Genomic DNA, 18,248 nt, shown 5'->3' with positions numbered 1-18,248 from the left:
AAGGGCCCGGTCGAGGCGGCGCCGAGAAGGCCCGGTGCCGGTGCCGGTGCCGGTGTCGCCGTGGGCGCCGTGTCGCCTACGGCAGCTCGGCCAGGATCTTCTCGATGACGATCGCCACGCCGTCCTCGTTGTTGCCCGCGGTCTGCCGGCCGGCGGCACGCAGGGCGTCGGGGTGGGCGTTGCCCATGGCGTAGGCCTGGCCGGACCAGGTCAGCATCTCCACGTCGTTGGGCATGTCGCCGAAGGCGACCACCTCCGCGGGGGAGATGCCCCGCTCCTCGCAGCACAGGGCGAGGGTGCTGGCCTTGGAGACTCCGGGCCCGCTGATCTCCAGCAGGGCACTGGGGCTGGAGCGGGTGACGCCGACCCGGTCGCCGACCGCGGCGCGGGCCAGCGCCAGGAAGGCGTCCGGGGCCAGCTCGGGGTGGAAGGCGAGCAGCTTCAGCACCGGCAGCGAGGCGGTGATGCCCCCGGGGGCCAGCAGCTCGTCGGCGTCCCCGTAGGAGTCGGGTGTCTCCACGAAGAGCTTCGGATAGGCCAGCTCCTGGTGGAAGGCGTAGGTCTGCTCGACGGCGAAGAGGGTGCCGGGGGCGGCCTCCCGCAGCAGTCGGACGGTCTCCCGTGCGTTCGCGTGGCCCACCTCGCGGATGGTGGCGAAGCGGTGGCGGCCCGGTCCCTCGCGGAGGTCGACCACGGCGGCGCCGTTGCCGCAGATGGCCAGCCCGTGGCCGTGCAGGTGGTCGCTGACGACCTCCATCCAGCGGGCCGGGCGGCCGGTGACGAAGAAGACCTCGATCCCGGCCTTCTCGGCCGCGGCCAGCGCGGCGACGGTCCGCGGCGAGACCGACTTGTCGTCCCGCAGCAGCGTGCCGTCAAGGTCGGTGGCGATCAGCCGGGGCGGAACTGCAGCGTGGGCCCGGGTCGCGGGCGCTTCGAGAGCTGAGGTCACCCGCCCATTCTCCCGCATATGCCAGCACGTGCGTGCGGGTGCCCGCACATCTGAGTGAGAATCGACGCTCGAATCGCTGGTTCCGCCCGATATGCCGGGTTGGAGGGGGCGCCGTGGCACCCCCTCACGGCAGGCGTCAGCTCAATTGCGCCGGTGCCTCGATGGCGATCCGCTCGAAGACCCGCTCGTCCACGTCGAAGTCCGAGTCCGGGATCGGCATGTGGATGACCAGCTCGGTGAAACCGAGCTCGGCGTGCCGGCCGGCGAAGTCGACGAAGGCGTCGACGGAGGTGAGCGGGGCGTTGCGGTCCGGGGTGAAGCCGGTGAGCAGGACCTTGTCGAGCTCCTTCACGTCCCGGCCGATCCCGGTGCAGGCGTCCGTCAGCCGCTCGATCTGGCGGCGGATGGCCGCCACGGACTCCTCCGGCGTGCCGGTCTCGAAGATCGTCGGGTCGCCGGTGGTGACCCAGGCCTGGCCGTGGCGGGCGACCAGCTTCATGCCGCGGGGGCCGGTGGCGGCCACGGCGAAGGGCAGCCGGGGGCGCTGTACGCAGCCGGGGATGGTGCGCGCCTCGTGGGCGGCGTAGTGGTCGCCGGTGAAGGAGACCGTGTCCTGGGTGAGGAGGCGGTCGAGCAGCAGCACGAACTCGGCGAAGTGATCGGCCCGCTCGCGCGGCGTCCACGGCTCCTGGCCCAGCGCGGTGGCGTCGAAGCCGGTACCTCCCGCACCGACGCCCAGGGTGATGCGACCGCCGGAGATGTCGTCCAGGGAGATGAGCTCCTTGGCGAAGGGCACCGGATGGCGGAAGTTGGGCGAGGTGACCAGGGTGCCCAGGCGCATCCGGGAGGTGACCGAGGCGGCGGCCGTCAGGGTGGGCACCGCACCGAACCACGGGCCGTCACGGAAGGAGCGCCAGGACAGGTGGTCGTAGGTGTACGCCGTGTGGAAGCCGAGTTCCTCGGCCCGTTCCCAGGCGGCTCGCCCGCCCTCGTGCCAGCGGCGGTACGGCAGGATCACGGTGCTCAGACGCAAGCTCATGGGGCGAGCCTACGGCCGGGACGTTTCACGTGAAACAACCCACCTCCCCCTCAGCCCTGCCGGAGCCGCAGGTACTCGGGCGGTACCGAGGCGGTCAGCCAGACCCCGTTGGCGCTGAGGTGGAAGACATGGCCGTCCCGGTGCATCGCCCCCGCGTCGACCGTCAGCACCAGGGGCCGTCCCCGCCGCGCTCCGACCCGGGTGGCCGTCTCGCGGTCCGCCGAGAGGTGGACGTCGTGGCGGGCCATGGGGCGCAGTCCCTCGGCCCGGATCGCGTCCAGGCTGCCGGCCACCGTGCCGTGGTAGAGGAACGGCGGGGGCTCGGCCGGCTCCAGGCCGAGGTCCACCTCGACGGTGTGGCCCTGGCTGGCGCGGATCCGGTCGCCCTCCACGGCGAAGCGGCGCTTGTCGTTGTTCGCCACCGCATGGTCGAGCTCCGCCCGGCTGATCGGGAAGCCGTGGGCCGCGGCGGCGGAGAGCAAGGTGTCGATCTCCACCCAGCCGGCGGGGTCGAGGGTGATGCCGATCCGGTCCGGCTGGTGGCGCAGGTGCCGGGACAGGTACTTGGACACCGTGACCATGCGTCGGTCGTCGGTGCCGGCGCCCTTCTGCTGAGTGCTCATGTGGCCCAAGTCTCAGGTATCGAAGGTTTGATCCACAGCGAATTACGGTTCTCCACAGATTTTGCGACCATCCTGTGGACAACTGCGCCGTGATGCGGACACCTCTGCACGACATCCGGACTCCTGCGCCCTCGAGGTGCCGGACGCCGCTCCCCTTCGGCTTCTCTCCGGCTCCCCTTCGGGGCTGACCCTTACGCATCCCCTACATCTGGAGGCTGACCGGGGAGGGCCCCTCGGGAGGACGACCACCCACCGGTCCCGGCCCTACTGTCATGAACGTGACTGTGATCCTGACCGAAAGCCTGAGCAAGCGGTTCCCGCGGGTGACCGCACTCGACCGGCTCACCCTGGACATCGGGTCCGGCGTGACCGGCCTGGTCGGTGCGAACGGCGCCGGCAAATCGACGCTGATCAAGATTCTGCTGGGGCTGGCCCCGGCCTCCGAGGGGCGCGCCGCGGTGCTCGGCCTAGACGTGGCGACCGAGGGGCCCGCCATCCGGGCCAGGGTCGGCTACATGCCCGAGCACGACTGCCTGCCGCCGGACGTCTCGGCCACCGAGTTCGTCGTCCACATGGCGCGGATGTCCGGCCTGCCGCCGGCGGCGGCGCGTGAGCGCACCGCCGACACCCTGCGCCACGTCGGCCTGTACGAGGAGCGCTACCGGCCCATCGGCGGCTACTCCACCGGCATGAAGCAGCGCGTGAAGCTGGCCCAGGCGCTGGTCCACGACCCGGACCTGGTCCTGCTGGACGAGCCCACCAACGGTCTGGACCCGGCCGGCCGGGACGACATGCTGGGCCTGATCCGCCGCATCCACACGGACTTCGGGATCTCGGTGCTGGTCACCTCCCACCTGCTGGGCGAGCTCGAGCGCACCTGCGACCACGTGGTCGTCATCGACGGCGGCGCCCTGCTGCGCGCCAGCTCCACCACCGACTTCACCCGCTCCACCGCCACCGTGGCCGTGGAGGTCACCGACTCCGACGAGCACCCGAACGGCATCGAGGCGCTCCGCAAGGCCCTCGAGACGCACGGGGTGCGCACCGAGGACGGCGGCGCCGGACTCCCGGGAGCGGGCCGCATCATGCTGCTCACCGCCGACGGCGACGACACGTACGACCTGATCCGCGACACCGTCGCCGGCCTCGGCCTCGGCCTGGTGCGCATGGAACAGCGCCGGCACCACATCTCGGAGGTCTTCCGCCATGACGACCGATAGCCTCTCGCCCTCCGGTGGGCCCGGTGGGCCCGGCGGGCCCGCGCGGTCCGGGAACGGCACCGCCCCCGAGAGCCGGATCCACGACATCGGCTACCGCGGCTACGACGGCCCCCGCCTGGGCCGCGCCTACGCCCGCCGCTCGCTCTTCGTGCAGTCGCTGCGCGGCGCCTTCGGCCTCGGCCGGTCGGCCCGCTCCAAGGCCATGCCAGTGCTCATCGCCACGGTGATGGCCCTGCCCGCGCTGATCATGGTGGCGGTCACCATGATCAGCGGCGCCGAGGAACTACCCGTCGCCTACGTCGAGTACGGCGCGACCCTCGACATGGTGATCGCCCTGTTCCTGGCCTCCCAGGCGCCGCAGGCGGTCTCCCTGGACCTGCGCTTCCGGACCATGCCGCTGTACTTCTCCCGTCCGATCGAGACGGGCGACTACGTCCGCGCCAAGTACACGGCGATGGCCGTCGCGGTCTTCTCGCTCACCGCGCTGCCGCTGGTGATCCTCTACATCGGCGCCCTCCTGGCCAAGCTGGACTTCGTCGACCAGACCACCGCCTTCGCCCAGGGCCTGGCCGGTGCGGCCGTGCTCGCGGTGCTCTACGCGGGCATCGGACTGGTGGTCGCCGCCCTCACGCCGCGCCGCGGCTTCGGCGTCGCCGCGGTGATCGCCGTGCTGATGCTGTCCTACGCGGCGGTGTCCACGCTGCAGCTGGTCGCCACGGAGAACGACGCCACGGACGCGGTGCCGTGGCTCGGCCTGCTCTCGCCGAGCAGCCTGATCTACGGGCTCCAGGACGCCTTCCTCGGCGCCGACAGTTTCTTCCCGGGCAGCGTCACCACGTCCGCCGCCCAGGGTGCCGTCTACCTGCTGGTCGTCGCCGCGCTCGTGGCCGGCTGCTACGGCCTCCTGATCCGCCGCTACCGAAAGGCCGGGCTGTGACCACCCTCAAGCTCGACCACGTCTCCCGCTGGTTCGGCAACGTGGTCGCCGTCAACGACATCACCATGGACGTCGGCCCCGGCGTCACCGGCCTGCTCGGCCCCAACGGCGCCGGCAAGTCGACCCTGATCAACATGATGGCGGGCTTCCTCCCGCCGTCCGCCGGAACCGTCACCCTCGACGGGCAGACGGTCTGGCGCAACGAGGAGATCTACCGGGAGATCGGCATCGTCCCCGAACGCGAGGCGATGTACGACTTCCTGACCGGCCGCGAGTTCGTCCTCGCCAACGCCGAGCTCCACGGTCTGGGCGCCGCCGAGGCGCAGCGCGCGCTGGCCGTCGTGGAGATGGAGTACGCGCAGGACCGCAAGATCGGCACCTACTCCAAGGGCATGCGGCAGCGCGTGAAGATGGCCTCCGCCCTGGTCCACGGCCCCTCCGTACTGCTGCTGGACGAGCCCTTCAACGGCATGGACCCGCGCCAGCGGATGCAGCTCATGGAGCTGCTGCGCCGGATGGGCGAGGAGGGCCGCACGGTCCTGTTCTCCTCCCACATCCTGGAGGAGGTCGAGCAGGTGGCCTCGCACATCGAGGTGGTGGTCGCCGGACGCCACGCGGCCAGCGGCGACTTCCGTTCCATCCGCCGGCTGATGACCGACCGACCCCACCGCTACCTGGTGCGCTCCAGCGACGACCGGGCGCTGGCGGCGGCCCTGATCGGCGATCCGTCGACCTCGGGCATCGAGGTGGACGCCGCCGAGGACGCGCTGCTGATCCAGGCGGCCGACTTCGGCCGCTTCACCGAGCTGCTGCCCAGGGTGGCCCGCGAGCACGGCATCCGGCTGTACACGGTCTCGCCGTCGGACGAGTCGCTCGAGTCCGTCTTCTCGTACCTTGTCGCGGCGTAGCGGCGTAGGAGGCCTCACGATGTCCACAACGTTCCATCCCACGGTGGCCCGCCTCACCTACCGGGCCCTGCTCGGGCGGCGCCGCGCTCTCGTCCTGGGCATCCTGCCGCTGCTGCTGGTGGTGATCTCGGTCGTCGTGCGGCTGCTGGCCGGCTCCGGCCCGGACACCGCCGTCGACGTGCTCGGCGGGTTCGCGCTGGCGGCCATGGTGCCGATCATCGGTGTCATCGCCGGCACGGGCGCCATCGGCCCGGAGATCGACGACGGCTCGGTCATGTACCTGCTGGCCAAGCCGGTGAAGCGGCGGACCGTGCTGGTCACCAAGCTGGTCGTCGCGATCGCCGTGACGATGGTCTTCTCGGCCGTGCCGACCCTGATCGCGGCCCTGGTCCTCACCGGCACCGAGGACGGCATCGCCCTCGCCTACACCGTCGCGGCGATGGTCGCCTCGGTGGCCTACGCCTCCTTCTTCCTGATGCTGGGGACCGTCACCCGGCACGCGGTGGTCGTCGGCCTGGTGTACGCGCTGGTCTGGGAGGCGCTGCTCGGCTCCTACGTGCCGGGTGCGCGGTCGCTCAGCGTCCAGCAGTGGGCGCTGGCGGTCGGCGGCGACCTCGCGGAGGGCAAGCTCGTCACCGCGGAGGTCGGCACGGCCACCGGTGCGGTGCTGCTCGTGGCGGTCACGGTGCTGGCCGCCTGGTACGGGGCTCGCCGGCTGCGGACCCTCACGCCCGCCACGGAGGAGTGACGGGGGCGGCCGCCCCGGATCCGCCCGCTCCGGTCGTCGAATCCGCTGCCGATCCCTCGAACTCGATTCCGGTATCCCCTGCGCCCCGGCACACTGGGGCGTGAGGGGATACCGGGAGGTACGGGGAGATGGCAACGGAGCCGGAAGGGACGGCCGGGCCGGAGGACTGGGACGAGCTCGTCCTGGACGAGGACTTCGTCCGCGGGGCCTCGGTCCAGGAGCCGTCGGGGCGGGCCAGGATGCTGGCGGCGCGGTGGCGGCGGGAGCCGCCGGAGCCGGAGCCCTGGCGGTCGGACCGGCCGCCGGCCGGGTGGTTCTTCAGCAAGGCCCGCCGCCGCAAGTGGCGGCGCAAGTAGAAGTGCGCGGAACAGCCGGCGTCCGCGGAGTTCGCGGAGTTCGCGGAGTTCGGGGAGTGCGCCCCGTGCGCACCGTCCGCCACATCGGCACCTCCACCCCCTAATTCGGTGGCGGTGCCGCGGCCTGTGCGGGCACAGTGAGCGATGGCACGCCGGACATGTCCGGCGTGACGTGGTCCGGGAGCGGGGACGGGGAGGAAAGGCCCCGGCCCCCGACGGGGCAGGCCCGCGCCGGCGCCGGTGGGATTCGTTACCCCACCGCGCATGTGCCGCCGGGAGCCGCCCGGGGGCGGCCGCTTCGAGCGCGCGGGTTGCACAGCCCCGCGCGGGCCGCCCCACCCGGGACCACCCCCCTTGCCGCACGGAACGCCGCCCTGCCGCTCCCACCCGGAGCCGCCGCCTCCGCCATCGGTACGCCGGAACGCCGCCGGAGCGCGGCCCGTGCCTCGAGGCTGCCCCTGACCGACCCTGACCGACGCCGCCTTCGCCGCCGGCACAGCGGTACGCCGTCTGTGTGCCGCCATCCGAGGGCTGCTGCCCACCGCCGGGAGCCCGGCCCACGGCGGACTGCGGACCGCGTGGCCGGCCGCCCCTACCGCCGGAACGGCCGCACCCGGCGCAAGGGTCGGTCACCGCTGAAGGCGTCGGCCCCCGCCGGGACGGTTGGTCCCTGCGGGGGTTTCGAGTCGGCGGAGGATTCAGCCGAGGAGGCGTTCGAGAACGAGGGCGATGCCGTCCGCGTCGTTGGACGTGGTCACCTCGTCCGCGATCGCCTTCACCTCGTCGTGCGCGTCGGCCATCGCCACACCCCAGGACGCCCACCGGAACATCGGTATGTCGTTCGGCATGTCCCCGAACGCGATGGTCTCGTCGGCCTTCACGCCCAGCCGCCGGGCGGCCAGCGACAGGCCGGTGGCCTTGCTCAGGCCCAGCGGGAGCAGCTCGACGATGCCCGCGCCGGCCATCACCACCGTGACGAACCCGCCGGCGATCCGCCCGGCCGCCTCGGTGAGCTCGTCGTCGGTCATGGTCGGGTGCTGGATGTAGAGCTTGCTCAGCGGCGCCGTCCACAGGTCGGCCGGGTCGCGGAGCGGCTCGGCCGGCAGGTGCCCCACCGACCGGTAGCCGGGGGAGACCAGGACGTTGCCGTCGAGGCCGTCCCGGGCGGCGGCGACGAACAGCGGCCCGGTCTCCGCCTCGATCTTGGCCAGCGCCAGCTCCGCGATCCGCCGGTCCAGAGTCACCGAGGTCAGCAGCCGGTGCTCCTTGGCGTCGTAGACCTGCCCGCCCTGGCTGCACACGGCGATGCCCTGGTACCCGAGGTCGTCCAGCACGTCACGCGTCCACGGCACCCCGCGCCCGGTCACCACGATGTGGGCCGCGCCCGCCGCGGTGGCCGCGGCGAGCGCGTCACGGGTGCGCGCGGAGATGGTGTCGTCGGAGCGCAGCAGCGTCCCGTCGAGGTCGGTGGCGACCAGCCGGTACGGGAACGACCCCGTCACTTGGCCACCGGCTCGAGGACCTCGCGACCGCCGAGGTAGGGGCGCAGGACCTCCGGCACCCGCACCGACCCGTCCGCCTGCTGGTGGTTCTCCAGGATGGCGACGATGGTGCGCGGCACCGCGCAGAGCGTGCCGTTGAGCGTGGCCAGCGGGCGGGTGCCCTTCTCGTCCCGCATGCGGATCTGCAGGCGTCGGGCCTGGAACTCCGTGCAGTCCGAGGTCGAGGTCAGCTCGCGGTACTTGCCCTGGGTCGGGATCCACGCCTCGCAGTCGTACTTGCGGGCCGCGGAGGAGCCGAGGTCGCCGGTGGCGACGTCGATCACCCGGAACGGCAGCTCGAGCGAGGTCAGCCACTGCCGCTCCCACTCGAGGAGGCGCTGGTGCTCGGCCTGGGAGTCCTCCGGCGCGACGTACGAGAACATCTCCACCTTGTCGAACTGGTGGACCCGGAAGATGCCGCGGGTGTCCTTGCCGTGCGAACCGGCCTCGCGGCGGAAGCAGGGCGAGAAGCCGGCGTAGCGCAGCGGGAGGCGGTCGGCGTCCAGGATCTCGTCCATGTGGTACGCGGCGAGCGCCACCTCGGAGGTGCCGACCAGGTACAGGTCGTCGTCCTGCAGGTGGTAGACGTCCTGCCCGGACCCCTGGTTGAGGTAGCCCGTGCCGGCCATGGACTGCGGGCGCACCAGCGCCGGGGTCAGCATCGGCGTGAAGCCGGCCGCGGTGGCCTGGGCCATCGCCGCGTTGACCAGGGCCAGCTCCAGCAGGGCGCCGACGCCGGTCAGGAAGTAGAAGCGCGAGCCGGAGACCTTGGCGCCGCGCTCGACGTCGATGGCGCCGAGGAGCTGGCCGAGCTCCAGGTGGTCGCGGGGCTCGAAGCCCTCGGCGGCGAAGTCGCGGATGGTGCCGTGGGTCTCGCGGGTGACGAAGTCCTCCTCGCCGCCGACCGGGACCTCGGGGTGCACCAGGTTGCCGAGCTGGAGCAGGAGGCGCTGCGTCTCGGCGGCGGCCTCGTCGCGCTCGGCGTCGGCGGCCTTCACCTCGGCGGCGAGCGTGCCGGCCTTCTTCAGCAGTTCGGCCTTCTCCTCGCCGGAGGCCTTGCCGATCAGCTTGCCGAGCGACTTCTGCTCGTTGCGCAGTTCGTCGTAGCGGACGCCGGACGACCTGCGCCGCTCGTCGGCGGAGAGGAGGGCGTCGACGAGGGCGACGTCCTCTCCACGGGCGCGCTGGGAAGCGCGCACTCGGTCAGGGTCCTCACGGAGCAGGCGAAGGTCAATCACGGAACCAGGCTACCGGTGCGCGCCAAGCGGTCACGACCCAGTATTCGACGGCCTGCGAGTGGAGCCGGAGCGTCGGGTTGTCCACAGAAATGCACAGCATCGGTCATCGGTTATCCACAGGCTTGACGGCGGCTCTGTGGACAAGGGAGCCGATCCCTCCGAATGGCCGCTCCTCAGGGCCGGAGCCCGGGCGAAAAGGCGGGACGGCGGAGTATTGCATCCCCTTTCGAGTGAAAAGGGGACGCGCCAATGAGAGTTTCCATGGAAAAGAGTGAATGAGGGATGGTTGCCCGTAACTCCGGAGGAAGATCCGGGAAGGGCGATTTGTCGACGGCATCCCGCATTGACGACGACTTGTCCCCAGTGCGGTCCGCCGGAGCGCGGCCCGCCTGTGGACAAGGGCTGTGGATAACTTCGGCTAGTCGACGAAACGGCCGTCCTGGCAGCGGGCCACCCACTCCGCCGCCGTGACGAACTCCGCGTCCGAGGTTCCGGGCAGGGTCTGCCGCTGCCCGCCGGGGGCGATGTCCGCCCGCGGATAGGAGCCGAGATAGCGCACCTTCAGGCAGGACCGCTTGAGCCCCATCAGCGTTTCCGCCACGCGGCGGTCGGAAATATGACCTTCCGCGTCGATGGCGAAGCAGTAGTTGCCGATTCCCTCACCGGTGGGGCGGGACTGGAGCAGCATCAGGTTGACGCCCCGTACCGCAAACTCCCCCAGCAGGTCCCGCAGACCGCCCGGGTGGTCGTCGCGCTGCCAGATGACCACGGAGGTCTTGTCCGTCCCGGTGGGCGCGGCGGGCCGGGCGGGGCGGCCGACCAGCACGAAGCGGGTCTGCGCGTTCTCCGCGTCGTGGATGCCCGTCTCCAGCGGCACCAGGCCGTACCGGGCGGCGGCGAACTCACCGGCGAAGGCCGCGTCGTACCGGCCCTCCTGCACCAGCCGCGCGCCGTCGGCGTTGGAGGCGGCGGACTCCCAGAGGGCGTCCGGGAGGTGCGCCTTCATCCAGTTCCTGACCTGCGGCTGGGCCACCGGGTGGGCGGTCACCGTCTTGACGTCCTCCAGCCGGGTGCCCGGCCTGACCAGCAGCGCGAAGGTGATGGAGAGCAGCACCTCGCGGTAGATCATCAGGGGCTCGCCCGCGACCAGCTGGTCCAGGGTGGTGGTGACCCCGCCCTCGACGGAGTTTTCGATCGGGACGAACGCCGCCTCGACCTCCCCGGCGCGTACGGCGTCCAGGGCCGCCGGCACGGAGACCATCGGGATCAGCTCCCGGGTGGCCGTCTCGGGCAGGGTGCGCAGGGCGACTTCGGTGAATGTGCCTTCGGGGCCGAGGTAGGCGTAACTCGCTGGCATGCTGCCCACAGTAGTCCCCGCGCGGCCTCCGTCCGGCCGGGTCCGGATCGCGGACTGCCACCGGCCACCGGCCACCGGCGCGAGGCGTGCGGCACACGGCCCGCGGCGCGCGGCGCGAGGAACGGCCCCCGCGCCGCCGGCCGAGCCGTCACAGTCACCCCTCCAGCAACGCCTGCCCCACGTACTCGCCGCGCGCCGCACCGCCCGGCACGGCGAACAGGCCGCTCGCCTCGTGACGGATGAACGCCGACAGGGCGTCCCCGCGGTCCAGCTTCCGTTGCACCGGCACGAAGCCGCGCAGCGGATCGGCCTGCCAGCTTACGAAGAGCAGCCCGGCGTCCGGAGCGCCGTCGTCGGTGAAGCCGTCGTGGTAGGAGAAGGGGCGGCGCAGCATGGCGGCGCCGCCGTTCTGGTCGGGGCGGGTGATCCGGGCGTGCGCGTTCATCGGCACCACCGGCTTCCCCGAGGCGTTCAGCTTCTCCAGGTCCATCTCGGTCGTCTCGGTGCCGCCGCTGAGCGGGGCTCCGTCGGCCTTGCGGCGACCGATCACCGCCTCCTGGTCACCGAGCGGCAGGCGCTCCCAGTCGTCCAGCAGCATGCGGATGCGCCGCACCACGGCGTAGGAGCCGTGGGCCATCCACGCGGGCTCGCCGTCGGCGGGGACGAAGACCCGCTGGTCGAAGTCGGGTTCGGAGGGCTTGGGGTTGTTGGTTCCGTCCACTTGGCCCATCAGGTTCCGGGCCGTCACGGGGCGGGCGGCGGCGCCCGGCGAGCGGTTGAAGCCGCTCATGTGCCAGCGCAGGCGGGCCGCCGCTCCGGCCTCCTTCTGCAGGGCGCGCAGGGCGTGGAACGCCACCGGGCCGTCGTCGGCACCGATCTGCACCCAGAGGTCGCCGTCGCTGCGGTCCTTGTCCAGCCGGTCGGAGGAGAACTCGGGCAGCGGGTCCAGCGCGACCGGGCGCTGCTTCTCCAGACCTGTCCGGGAGAAGAAGCCGTGACCGAAACCGAAGGTGACGGTCAGGCCGGAGGGGCCCGCGTCACGGGACACCGCGGTGTCCTCGTGCGGGGCGGGCTCCCCGGCCATCAGGCGCTCGGCCGCCGTCGACCAGCGGCGCAGCAGGGCCGCGGCTTCCCGGCGGCCCGCGCCGGGCGCGAGGTCGAAGGCGGCCAGATGGCCATGCGCCTGGGCGGGCTGGAGGATTCCCGGCTGATGTTTCACGTGAAACTTCGCCCGGTTCGTCCCCAGCGCGGTCAGCGGGGTGACGGGGGTGCTCTCCGGTGCCGTCGCGCGGCCGGCGGTGTAGCCGGCCGCCACGCCACCGGCGCCCAGCACCAGGCCGGTGGCTCCGGCGGTGCCGAGCAGGCGGCGGCGCGAGACGGTCCCCGCGGGAGCATCGGCGGCATCGGCCTCGGGGCCGGTGTCGCCGGGCCGGGTCCGCTGACCGGGCAGGAGGTCGGGAGTAGGGTCGTGCATCTGAACGTCAGCCGATCTTCACGTTCTTGTGGACGGTCACCTGGTCGATGTCCGAGGTCCGTACGGTGACGGAGACCTTCCAGTTGCCGGCCATCGGGATCTGGACACCGGCGGTGGACCAGTGCCCCTCGGACAGGTGCTTGGGGGTCACCGGCAGGGGGCCGATGTCCTTGGCCTCCAGGGTGAGCGCCACCTTGAGCTCCGGGAGGTCGTACGGGGCGCCGTAGGAGTGCTCGGCGTAGACGTGGAGGGTGTTCTCGCCGACTCGGCCGGGGACGAACTCCAGGCGCACCACGCCCTTGCCGTCCTCGCCGCCGGTGTCGAACGGGAGCTTCACGTCGACCGGCGTCCCGGCGGGCGCGGGCAGTGCGGCGGACGCCGCCTGGGCCTGCTGCTCGGTGCGGGCGGGCTCGGTACCGGTCAGCGCGGTGGTGACGGCCAGGACCAGGACGGCGACGGCGGCCTCGGTGAGCACGGAGCGGCGCAGTCCGGAGCGGGGGGCGTCGGCGTCGCGTTCCTTGCGGCGACGGGCGGTCTCCACGGCGGCCCGCTGCCGCGCCAGCTGGGCCGCGCGGCGCGGATCGGCGGTGTCGGCGGGCTCGCCAGCGTCGGTGGGGACGGCAGTGTCGGTGGGGACGGTGGTGCCGGCGGCGACGGCAGTGTCGGCGGCGACGGTGGTGCCGACGGGTTCAACGGTGTCCGCGGGCTCGTCACCGTCGCCCGTCTTCTGGGCGGAGCCCTCGCCGGACAGGTGGGCCACCGCGGCGGCCGCACCGGCGGACCCCACGGCGGCACCCGCACCTGCGGCGCCGACGGAGCCCATGGTGCTCGCCGCCCCCAGCTCGGCCGCGGTCTCCACGGCGGGCGTGGACGCCGTGTCGCCGCGCCCCGGCTCGTCCAGCCGCTGGGTCCAGCGGCGGGATATCCACGCGATGCCCACCAGCAGCGCGACCAGCCCCGCCTTGACGATCAGCAGGCGGCCGTACGAGGTGCCGGTGAGCGCGTCCCAGGAACCGACCTGCCGCCAGGACTGGTAGAGGCCGGTCACGGCGAGCGCCACCACGGAGAGGAACGCCACCCGGGAGAACCGCCGCACCGCACCGCGGTCGACCGTGATCCCCGCGGCGGGGCCCCGGTACAGCGCCGTCAGCAGGGCGGCGAGTCCGCCCAGCCACAGCGCCACGGCCAGCAGGTGCACCACGTCCACCGGCATGGCGATGCCCGGCTGGAGGCCGGCCGAGGCGTGCTCCGAGAGCGCCCAGGTCGCCGCCAGCCCCGTCGCGACCACCGCGCCGCCGAGCGCGAGACCGAAGGACAGGTCCCGCTTCTCCGCACCGTCCTCGCGCCGCTGGTACGTGCCGAACAGCACCGCCACGAACAGCGCGGCCACCGCGAGCAGCAGCAGCCGGCAGACCAGCGCGGCCCCGGTACGGCTCTGCAGCACCTCCGCGAGCCGGCCCATGTCGAGGACGTCGCCCAGCTTCCCGGACGCGATGTACGCGCCCCGCAGGAGGAGCAGCGCCAGCGTGCCCGTGGTCAGGGCCAGCCAGCCGCCGACCACCAGCCGCTGCAGCGCGCGGATCTCCGCGCCGCGCCGCCAGCAGACCAGCACGAACGCGGCGCCGCCCACCAGCACCGTGAACCCGGCGTAGGAGACGTACCGTGCGATGCCGTAGAGCGTGCCGACGGCCCCGCCGCCGGCGGACTCCTCCGGGAGGGCCACGGAGGTCTCGGAGGGCGCGCCCACCGAGAAGGTGAAGGCCCCGGCGACGGGGTGGCTGTCCTCGGACACCACCTGGTAGGCCACCGTGAAGGTGCCGAACGGCAGCCCCTTGTGGAGCTCGGCCCGCAGCGCGGTCCCGTCGACGCCGGGCACCTTGCCGGTGTCGACGCGGTTGCCCTTGGGGTCGAGGACCCGGACGGAGTCGGCGGAGACGGCGACCTTCTCGGAGAAGGTCAGCGTCACCCGCTCGGGGGCGACGTCGACCACCGACCCCTGCTGCGGGTCGCTGCCGGTGAGCGCGGCGTGCGCCGACGCCGGCCCGGCGCCGGCGAACAGCAGCCCGGCCACGGTCAGCAGCAGCAGTGCCAGGACACGTGCGGTGCGCGTGCGCGCGGTGCTCGCCGCGTGGGGCGCGATGGTCGGCGTCACGGTGGTCCCTCCCTAGTGCCGGTGGTGCGACGGTGTGTAGGTGGCCGATTCGACCGGCATGTCGACGGTGACCGGATCGGCGCCCTTGAAGCGGAGCTCGACGGTGACCGTCTCGCCCTTCGCGGGCCGACGGGTGAGGTTCTCGAACATGAGGTGCGTGCCGCCCGACTTCAGCGTCAGCCGCCCCTCGGCGGGCACGGCCACCGCGGCGGCGGGACGCATCGCGCCGTCGACCGTCTGGTGGACCGTGACCTTGCCGGCCAGGTCGCTGGAGGCGCCGGTCAGCTCGGCGGGGGCGTCGCCGGCGTTGACGACGGTGAGGAAGCCGGCCGCCAGCGAGCCGGAGACCGGCTGCGGCATGTAGGCGCCCTCCACCGACAGCTCGGGCTCCTCCGCTCCGCCGCAGGCGGCGAGCGGCACGGCGAGCGCGGCCAGGGCCGCCAGGGTCGCCGGTGTGCGGAGACGGCCCCTGCAGGCCGGGCGGCTCACGGGTTCTCGCCCTTGATCAGCTTGGGCAGGTCGGCGGTGTAGTCGTCGACCGTGGTCTCCTCGCCGTAGAGCACGTACCCCTCGTCCGTCTTCGGCGAGAAGGCGACGACCTGGGTGCCGTGGGTGGAGACGACGGTGCCGTCCTTCTCCTTCACGGGCTCCTCGATGGTGATCCCGAGCGTGCGGGCCCCGGCCTGGATGGTGGCGAAGTCGCCGGTCAGGCCGACGATGTCGGTGTCGATGCCCTTGAGCCAGGAGCCGAGCTCCTCGGCGGTGTCCCGCTCGGGGTCGGTGGTGACGAAGACGACCCGCAGCTCGTCCTGCTGCTCCTGGGGGAGCTGCTTCTTGGCCACGGCGATGTTGTTCATCGTCAGCGGGCAGACGTCGGGGCAGTTGGTGTAGCCGAAGTAGACCAGCGTCGGCCTGCCCTGCGTCTGCTCGCGCAGGTCGAACTCCTCGCCGTCGGTGTCGGTCAGTACCAGGTCGGGCTTCTCGAACGGCGTGTCCAGGACGGTGGCCGCCTTGTCGTCGGGCGTCACCTCGGTCACCGCGGAGGCCGGTTTATCGGGAGCGGACTCGCCGGAGGTGCAGGCGGAGAGCGTGAGGGTGGCGGCGAGCAGGGCGGCCGCGGTCCAGATCTTGTTGCGCATCAGTTTTCGTGTCCCGGGTGGACCCGGACGCCGCCGGGGCGCGTGAGGACGCGCCCCGGCGACGGCCGTAGGGCTGGTTGAGGGGTCGGTCAGGCGGTACGGCGGCGGGCGAGGACGCCGAAGGCCACACCGGCGGCGCCGACGACGATGCCGATCACGCCGAGCACGCGGGCGGCGGTGTCCGTCGTTCCGGCGGCCGTCGTCCCGTGGCCGTCGTCGTGGCCCTCGCCGTCGTCCTTCCCGGCTTCGGCCTTGTCATCGGCCTCGGCCTCGGTGCCGGAACCGTGGCCGTGGCCGTCCTCCGCGGGGGCGGACAGCGCCAGGACCGGGGCGGGGGCCTCCGGCTCCTCCTCGCCCTCCTGGAGCTCGATCCAGCGTACGACCTCGCCGTTGGAGTACGTCTGCAGCGCCTTGAAGACGAGCTCGTCGGCGTCCTCGGGCAGCGGGCCGACCGAGACCGGGAACTTCTGGAAGAAGCCCGGCTGGATGCCGCCCTTCTTCTCGTCCTCGGCGGTCCAGACGACCTTGGTGACCGCCTCGTCGACCTGGCGGCCGTGGAGCTCGAGCGGCTTGTCCAGCTTGCCGCGCGTCACCTCGACGTCCCAGCCCTCGACGGGCTGCGGCATCACGGAGGCCAGCGGGTGGTCGGCCGGGAAGTTGATCTCCAGCTTGGTGGTCGAGGCGTTGTCGCGCTCGTTGGGGACCTTGAAGGCCACGGTGGCGTAGCCGCCCTTGGCCGCGGCGCCCTCAGGCTGCACGCTGACGTGCGCGAAGGAGGGGGACGAGAGGAGGAGGACGGAGGCGCCGGCCGCGGCGACGGCGGCGGCGATGCGGGATGCCTTCATGGGGACACTCCATTTCCGGTGATCACGGCGATCACGGTGAACACGGTGAACGATGGACTCGGTGGCAGGCGCGCAGGGCGCGCCGGGCCGCGTGACGGCGGCGTCCGGGTCCGGTTCCGTGATCGCGTGCGCGGGCCGCTGCCGAGCGCGCGTCGGGGCGCGGGTCGGGCGGGCCGGTGCGGAACGGGAACGGAGGGGCGTCGCGTCAGGCGGCGAGAGCGAGGGTGCGGTCCGGGCAGGGCGGGCCGCGCCGGATCACCGTGTGCTGGAGCGGAGCGGTCGGCGGCACCGGGACGTCGCCGAACGCGGCGCCGGGCGGAACCGGCAGACGGCCGGGAGCACCGGGCAGACCCGCGGACAGCGCCCGCACCAGGGACAGCGCGCCGCGCAGCGGGCGCAGCACCGCGGGTTCGGCGGCCAGGTCCTGACCGGCGAGCCGCACCAGCCGCAGCAGCGCCAGGTCGCCCCGGCGCAGCAGCCAGCCGGCCGCGATCCCGGCGAGGGCGTGGCCGAGCAGCATGGACAGCGACGGCAGCACGGAGGCCAGGCCGCCGGTGACGACGTGCTGGTGGACGTGACCGGCACCGCCGGTGTCGCTCAGCCGCGTGAGCTCCTGGAGGTCGCTCCGCAGGCCGGCGTCGATCAGGATCTGCCGGGCCTGCTCGGCGCTCAGCAGGGGGGCGCCGCAGACGATCTCGGAGGCCCGCTCCACCACGGCGGCGTCGGACCCTCCCGGCCCGGCCGCGCCGGAACTACCGCCCGCGGCGGCCATGGCCTGCGGGCCGAGGACGAAGAGGGTGTGCAGGGCGAGCTGGCAGACGATCAGCAGCCCGGCGATGCCCGGCAGCGACCGGCTGCGGCCCTCCCCGGCGAACGGCAGCGCCGCCGCCAGCACGAGCAGGAAGCCCGCGCTCCACGTCCACCACGGCGGTACCGCCGGGTGCGACGCCGAGGACGCCAGGACGTGGCCTCCCCCGGCCAGCACGACGCAGACCGCGGCGAAGGCCGCGGCCCTCGGGTACCGGAGGTCGTCCCCGGTGTGCGCCGCGCGCTGGTGGAGGGCAGTCATGGCGGCCCCATCATCCCACTCACCGCTTCCGCATCACAGACCAGGTCCGTATTGCGCCGAGTGACGCCATATGGGCCGCCGCCGTATGGGCGCTCTCACGCCGAACAGGCGCTTACGCACCCGAAGGCAGGGCAATACGTAACGGTATGTCGAGCCGAGCCGCGGCCTGGAGGCAGGAGCATGAGCATCTTGTGGTCACTCCAATTGCGGCGTGAGGCTGCCAGCGTGCCCTTCGCCCGGCGGCTGCTGCTGGGGGCGATGGAGACCGCGGGGGTCGACCCCGACATCTGTTACGACCTGTGCGTGGCGCTGAGCGAGGCCTGTGCGAACGCGGTGGAGCACGGTGGGAAGGGCGCCGGCCCGGGGGCCGCGTACCAGGTGACCGCCTACCTCGACGGCGAGCGCTGCCGGATCGAGGTGTCGGACTCCGGTCCGGGCTTCGCGAGCGCGCCGCTGTGCCCCTTCGCCGCGGAGCCGGGCGCGGAGGCGGAGAGCGGCCGGGGCCTGATGCTGATCCAGAAGCTCGCCGACCACGTGCGCGTGGACAACCTCCCGGGCGCGGGCGGCGCCGTCGTCAGCTTCGACAAGCTGCTGAAGCTGCGCGACAACGCCCCGCTGACCGCGGCCGTCTGACCGGCCCACCGCGCCGCCCA

Annotated in this window: 18 protein-coding genes; 6 read left to right on the top strand and 12 right to left on the bottom strand. The window is 72.9% G+C overall.

The genetic code is table 11. The features are described from left to right. Nucleotides 1–76: 76 nt before the first annotated feature. From ACWD3O_RS00665 to ACWD3O_RS00655, 3 genes are all read right to left on the bottom strand, one after another. Nucleotides 77–967 (bottom strand): HAD-IIB family hydrolase, encoded by an 891-nt coding sequence (locus ACWD3O_RS00665; protein WP_451411482.1) that lies wholly within the window; start codon nucleotides 965–967, stop codon nucleotides 77–79. A 118-nt stretch (nucleotides 968–1,085) separates the two neighbouring features. After that, entirely contained in the window at nucleotides 1,086–1,988 is a 903-nt protein-coding gene (locus ACWD3O_RS00660) for an LLM class flavin-dependent oxidoreductase (RefSeq protein ID WP_451411481.1), read from the bottom strand. Nucleotides 1,989–2,038: 50 nt separating this feature from the next. Then, nucleotides 2,039–2,611 (bottom strand): RNA 2'-phosphotransferase, encoded by a 573-nt coding sequence (locus ACWD3O_RS00655; protein ID WP_451414419.1) that lies wholly within the window; start codon nucleotides 2,609–2,611, stop codon nucleotides 2,039–2,041. Nucleotides 2,612–2,895: 284 nt separating this feature from the next. Between ACWD3O_RS00655 and ACWD3O_RS00650 the strand changes: the two genes are divergently transcribed. The 5 genes from ACWD3O_RS00650 (at nucleotide 2,896) to ACWD3O_RS00630 (ending at nucleotide 6,780) form a co-directional block, all read left to right on the top strand. Continuing rightward, a complete protein-coding gene (locus ACWD3O_RS00650; RefSeq protein ID WP_451411570.1) occupies nucleotides 2,896–3,831 on the top strand; it encodes an ABC transporter ATP-binding protein in 936 nt (311 codons plus the stop codon). Continuing rightward, nucleotides 3,818–4,768 carry an ABC transporter permease gene (locus ACWD3O_RS00645; RefSeq protein ID WP_451414418.1) on the top strand — a complete coding sequence of 317 codons (951 nt, stop codon included), beginning with the start codon at nucleotides 3,818–3,820 and terminating at the stop codon, nucleotides 4,766–4,768. The genes ACWD3O_RS00650 and ACWD3O_RS00645 overlap by 14 nt, the downstream gene beginning before the upstream one ends. Further along, nucleotides 4,765–5,676, top strand: a complete 912-nt coding sequence (locus ACWD3O_RS00640; RefSeq protein WP_451411478.1) for an ABC transporter ATP-binding protein — start codon at nucleotides 4,765–4,767, stop codon at nucleotides 5,674–5,676. Before ACWD3O_RS00645 ends, ACWD3O_RS00640 begins: the two co-directional genes overlap by 4 nt. Before the next feature lie 19 nt (nucleotides 5,677–5,695). Further along, entirely contained in the window at nucleotides 5,696–6,424 is a 729-nt protein-coding gene (locus ACWD3O_RS00635; protein ID WP_451411477.1) for an ABC transporter permease subunit, read from the top strand. Between the two features lie 128 nt (nucleotides 6,425–6,552). Then, entirely contained in the window at nucleotides 6,553–6,780 is a 228-nt protein-coding gene (locus tag ACWD3O_RS00630) for an SGM_3592 family protein (RefSeq protein ID WP_356132517.1), read from the top strand. Nucleotides 6,781–7,478: 698 nt separating this feature from the next. Here ACWD3O_RS00630 and ACWD3O_RS00625 read toward each other — a convergent pair. The 9 genes from ACWD3O_RS00625 to ACWD3O_RS00585 form a co-directional block, all read right to left on the bottom strand. Further along, the gene (locus ACWD3O_RS00625) at nucleotides 7,479–8,282 is read right to left on the bottom strand and encodes an HAD family hydrolase (RefSeq protein ID WP_451411476.1); all 804 of its coding nucleotides are present in this window, start codon (nucleotides 8,280–8,282) and stop codon (nucleotides 7,479–7,481) included. Further along, nucleotides 8,279–9,559 carry a serine--tRNA ligase gene (gene serS, locus ACWD3O_RS00620; RefSeq protein WP_451411475.1) on the bottom strand — a complete coding sequence of 427 codons (1,281 nt, stop codon included), beginning with the start codon at nucleotides 9,557–9,559 and terminating at the stop codon, nucleotides 8,279–8,281. Before serS ends, ACWD3O_RS00625 begins: the two co-directional genes overlap by 4 nt. 418 nt (nucleotides 9,560–9,977) lie before the next feature. Then, entirely contained in the window at nucleotides 9,978–10,916 is a 939-nt protein-coding gene (pheA, locus tag ACWD3O_RS00615) for a prephenate dehydratase (RefSeq protein WP_451411474.1), read from the bottom strand. A gap of 154 nt (nucleotides 10,917–11,070) precedes the next feature. After that, complete coding sequence (efeB, locus tag ACWD3O_RS00610; RefSeq protein WP_451414417.1) at nucleotides 11,071–12,390, bottom strand: iron uptake transporter deferrochelatase/peroxidase subunit; 1,320 nt, start codon at nucleotides 12,388–12,390, stop codon at nucleotides 11,071–11,073. A gap of 7 nt (nucleotides 12,391–12,397) precedes the next feature. Next, on the bottom strand, nucleotides 12,398–14,542 hold the full coding sequence (locus ACWD3O_RS00605; RefSeq protein WP_451414416.1) for a copper resistance CopC/CopD family protein: 2,145 nt from the start codon (nucleotides 14,540–14,542) through the stop codon (nucleotides 12,398–12,400). 12 nt (nucleotides 14,543–14,554) lie between these two features. Next, nucleotides 14,555–15,031: a copper chaperone PCu(A)C gene (locus ACWD3O_RS00600; protein WP_451411471.1), complete on the bottom strand. Its 477-nt coding sequence runs from the start codon at nucleotides 15,029–15,031 to the stop codon at nucleotides 14,555–14,557. Beyond that, on the bottom strand, nucleotides 15,028–15,681 hold the full coding sequence (locus ACWD3O_RS00595; RefSeq protein WP_451414415.1) for an SCO family protein: 654 nt from the start codon (nucleotides 15,679–15,681) through the stop codon (nucleotides 15,028–15,030). The genes ACWD3O_RS00600 and ACWD3O_RS00595 overlap by 4 nt, the downstream gene beginning before the upstream one ends. 89 nt (nucleotides 15,682–15,770) lie before the next feature. After that, nucleotides 15,771–16,526: a YcnI family copper-binding membrane protein gene (locus ACWD3O_RS00590; protein WP_451411469.1), complete on the bottom strand. Its 756-nt coding sequence runs from the start codon at nucleotides 16,524–16,526 to the stop codon at nucleotides 15,771–15,773. Between the two features lie 205 nt (nucleotides 16,527–16,731). Next, on the bottom strand, nucleotides 16,732–17,595 hold the full coding sequence (locus ACWD3O_RS00585; RefSeq protein WP_451414414.1) for a hypothetical protein: 864 nt from the start codon (nucleotides 17,593–17,595) through the stop codon (nucleotides 16,732–16,734). A gap of 180 nt (nucleotides 17,596–17,775) precedes the next feature. Between ACWD3O_RS00585 and ACWD3O_RS00580 the strand changes: the two genes are divergently transcribed. Next, complete coding sequence (locus tag ACWD3O_RS00580; RefSeq protein ID WP_451414413.1) at nucleotides 17,776–18,228, top strand: ATP-binding protein; 453 nt, start codon at nucleotides 17,776–17,778, stop codon at nucleotides 18,226–18,228. The last annotated feature ends 20 nt before the right edge of the window (nucleotides 18,229–18,248 follow it).

Source organism: Streptomyces sp. NPDC002640 (genome assembly GCF_053592575.1).
Note: the sequence above shows the minus strand (reverse complement) of the source record. Positions and strands in the feature narration are given on the sequence as shown.